Source organism: Bacillus sp. EKM501B, assembly GCF_011800505.1.
Taxonomy (GTDB): Bacteria; Bacillota; Bacilli; order Bacillales; family Bacillaceae_G; genus Bacillus_A; species Bacillus_A cereus.
Map to the genome: position 1 here is coordinate 1 of NZ_JAALFZ010000047.1, position 2521 is coordinate 2521.

The following is a 2521-nucleotide window of genomic DNA, read 5'->3' on the forward strand; positions in this document are numbered from 1 at the left end:
ATAAAGTTAGTTTGTCTAGCATCTAAAATAAAAATTGACGTTTCACGTTGTTTGTTTCGTTCAGTTTTCAAAGAACTCCTTAGCCGCTCATTTGCGACTTCCTTATGTTAACACTTTCGTTATTTGATGTCAACTAAGTTTTTCATTTCGTTTGTCGCTTGCGACGTTATTGTCATCGGCGACTTGTTCTATATTACACCTCTAAAGTATAATCGTCAATACGTTTTTTAAAAAACTTTATATTTTATAGATTTCACTTATGTATTTCTTCTATAGTTATATACAAGCACCCCACAGAACTATCTATGGGGTACTACTCTATTATAAAAACTATTGCTCTTTCGACGGCACCGAACAACTTCCATCAGTACAAGAAAGATCGCTTCCACCCTCTGCAGAAAGTTCTTGTAACTTAGGTGCAGGATTCTCTTCTTCCCACACTTGCTGAAGTGCACCAACAAAAGTTTCAAGTGGTTGTGCACCTGAAATAGCATACTTTTGATTAATAATAAAATAAGGTACTCCCGAAATTTGATATTGCTGAGCAATCGCTTCATCAATTCTAACATCATTTGCATACGCATTTTTATCATTAATAACATTTAAAGCCTCTTGCTTATCTAAACCTGAAACTTCAGCGATAGTAGCAAGTGTATCCACATCACTTAAATTTCTCGATTCAGTGAAGTATGCGAAAAGTAGATTTTCCGTAATCTCTTTTTCTTTTCCTTGATCCTTTGCAAACTTCGCAAGACGATGCGCATCAAACGTGTTCGTCGGCTTCATCTCATCAAAATTAAAACTTAAACCCATACTAGCTGCATGATTTCCTAGCTGTACGTTATTACGCTTAGCTTCTTCAATACTAATTCCATACTTTGATGCAAGTACTTCATTAATACTTGTCCCAGAATAGATTGGAGCATTTTGGTCTAATTCAAAACTTTTAAACTCAACTTCAACATCCTTCTTATGCGGAAATTGCTCTAAAGCCATCTCTAATCTACGTTTCCCAATATAGCAAAATGGGCATACAAAATCTGACCAAACTTCAATTTTCATAGAAACACCTCATTAACTTTTAGTTTTCAATCATTGTAGCACTGAGATTAAGGAATTCAAAAGTTTTTGCTCTACCTCCTTCATATAGTACATACAAAAATACACTTATAGCAGAATACCTAATTAACAAAAAAACGATAATCAAAAGGATTAACTATTACCCCTCCGATTATCGTCTATATAAATGCAACAACTTTAATTATGCCGGAATATACTTCCCTACGAACTTCCATACAGTATTCCAATATTTATTCGAATCTACTTTCTCCGCTTCCCCATGTCCAGCACCTGGAACAATTAATTTCTCTTTTTCTACTTTTGCAGCATTATATACTTCATCTAACATTTCAAAAGGAACGAATGTATCAGCATCCCCATGAATGAACAGCATAGGTGTTTTACTTTTCGCTACTTGTTTTACAGCTGAGGCCTCTTCTAAATCATACCCAGCTCTTAATTTAGTAACCGTATTTGCCGCATTCATAACAGGAAACTTCGGTAAGTGGAATAAATCTTTTAGTTGATAAGTAAATTCATCAATAACAGTTGAGTATCCACAATCTTCAATAATAACTTTAACATTAGAAGGTAAATCTTCTCCTGAAGTCATCATTACAGTTGCCCCGCCCATTGAAACACCAAATAGAGCTATTTCAGCATTAGGGTCTTTCTTTAAGATTTGTTGAATCCAAATTAACACATCTTTACGATCATGCCAGCCCATACCAACATAATCCCCTTCACTATTTCCGTGCCCACGAAGGTCTGGTGCTATGACATTATAGCCTTGTTCATAAAAGCTACGAACATATTTCGTCATTTCTGATGCTCTACCACTATATCCATGAACTACAATTGCCCATTTATGACTAGATGGTTCATTCATATATTCATAACCTTTTAAATTTAATTTATCGAAAGAACGTATAGTTAATGTGTTAGGTTTATACTTCGATACGAAGTTTGCATTCTTTTCTTCATTTGCAGCCAATACATCTCCCGACGCATTTACCGTTTCCACTAAATGAGGATTATCTTGCAAAAATTCCTTTTCTTGTTTCGCATTTAATGCATAGTTATAAAAATAATTTCCAACTAACATATACACGATTACTAGCAGGACTAAGACTACTATAGTAATTATATTTATCTTTTTCATATTATCTCCTTTTCTAACTTAAATCTTCTTATATTAAAGTACATCAAAAACAACTGTACTATTTTAACATACCAATGAATTCTATCTTTAAGAAATAAAATAGAAAATCTTAAATTACCTGTCAAAAATCACGAAAGAAATTGAATAAAACTTATATAGCTACGTACTCAAAAATCTTTTTAAAAATGAGCAGCACTTCAAAATATTTAGCTTTGAAAAGAAGTTATAAAACACAAAAAAGACGAGTCATTCTGACTCGTCTTAAAGTTGCTTGGCGACGTCCTACTCTCACAGGGACAA

At 33.6% G+C, this 2521-nt stretch carries 2 protein-coding genes; both read right to left on the reverse strand.

Annotation, left to right across the window (positions count from 1 at the left end; genetic code table 11):
- Positions 1-330 precede the first annotated feature (330 nt).
- Positions 331-1062, reverse strand: a complete 732-nt coding sequence (locus HFD78_RS28880) for a DsbA family oxidoreductase (RefSeq protein ID WP_000687937.1) — start codon at positions 1060-1062, stop codon at positions 331-333.
- Positions 1063-1261: 199 nt separating this feature from the next.
- Positions 1262-2221, reverse strand: coding sequence for an alpha/beta hydrolase (locus HFD78_RS28885; protein ID WP_000723534.1), 960 nt, complete (start codon positions 2219-2221; stop codon positions 1262-1264).
- Positions 2222-2521: the final 300 nt, after the last annotated feature.

What these genes read in the sequence shown, in the direction of transcription:
- HFD78_RS28880 (WP_000687937.1), bottom strand. Translation starts at nt 1,062, where the DNA reads ATGAAAATTGAAGTTTGGTCAGATTTTGTATGCCCATTTTGCTATATT.
- HFD78_RS28885 (WP_000723534.1), bottom strand. Translation starts at nt 2,221, where the DNA reads ATGAAAAAGATAAATATAATTACTATAGTAGTCTTAGTCCTGCTAGTA.